This window comes from Pseudonocardia sp. D17 (genome assembly GCF_036984265.1).
Taxonomy (GTDB): domain Bacteria; phylum Actinomycetota; class Actinomycetes; order Mycobacteriales; family Pseudonocardiaceae; genus Pseudonocardia; species Pseudonocardia benzenivorans.
On sequence record NZ_BPRG01000071.1, the window covers coordinates 1 to 887 of the forward strand.

At 70.6% G+C, this 887-nt stretch carries 1 protein-coding gene; it reads right to left on the bottom strand.

What is annotated here, in order from left to right:
- A partial coding sequence (locus PSD17_RS13660) for a CaiB/BaiF CoA transferase family protein (RefSeq protein ID WP_339122832.1) occupies positions 1-887 on the bottom strand: 887 nt, incomplete at both ends.

Genomic DNA, 887 nt, shown 5'->3' on the forward strand with positions numbered 1-887 from the left:
GCGAAGATCTCCTCCAGCAGCGGGACGATCACGTCGCGGTGCCGGGCCCGGTCGGCGAACGTGGCGAACCGCGGGTCCGCGGCCAGCTCCGGGCGCCCGATCACGACGGTCAGCCGCTGCCAGAACTTCTCCTTCGCACACCCCACGACGAGCCAGCCGTCGGAGGCCTCGAAGGCCTGGAACGGGATCAGCGACGGGTGCGCCGAGTGCCGCGTGCGCGCCGGCTCGAAGCCGGCGGTCATGTGCCACGTGCCCGGATAGGTCAGCAGGCTCACCGCGGTGTCGTAGAGGCTGACATCGCAGTCGGTGCCGACACCGTCGCGCCGCGCCGCGTGGATACCCGCCAACAAGGCGATGGCCGCGACGAACCCACCCGAGTAGTCCACCAGCGACGGCCCGGTCTTCTGCGGCGCCCCGCCCGGCTCGCCGGTCAACGACATCCACCCGCCGAGCGCCTGCAGCACGTAGTCGTAGCCCGGCTCGGCCGCCCGCGGCCCGGTCATCCCGAACCCGGTCAGCGAGCAGCACACGATCCGCGGGTTGACGTGCGCGAGATCGGCGTAGCGGATGCCCAGCTTCGCCGGCACGTCGCCGCGCAGGTTCGAGTAGACGGCGTCGGCGCCCCGGACGAGGTCCTCGAACACCTCGCGCCCACCCGGGGTACGGATGTCGAGCGTGATCGACGACTTGTCCCGGTTGAACGACTCGAAGAACAACGAGTCACCGTCCTCGGCATACGGCGGGACGTGCCGACCCACGTCACCGCCCACGCCCGGGTCCTCGATCTTGACGATGTCCGCACCCAGCTCGGCCAGGTGCATCGACCCGAACGGCCCGGCACCGTACTGCTCCAGGGAGATGATCCGGACATCCTCCAACGGCCTCAC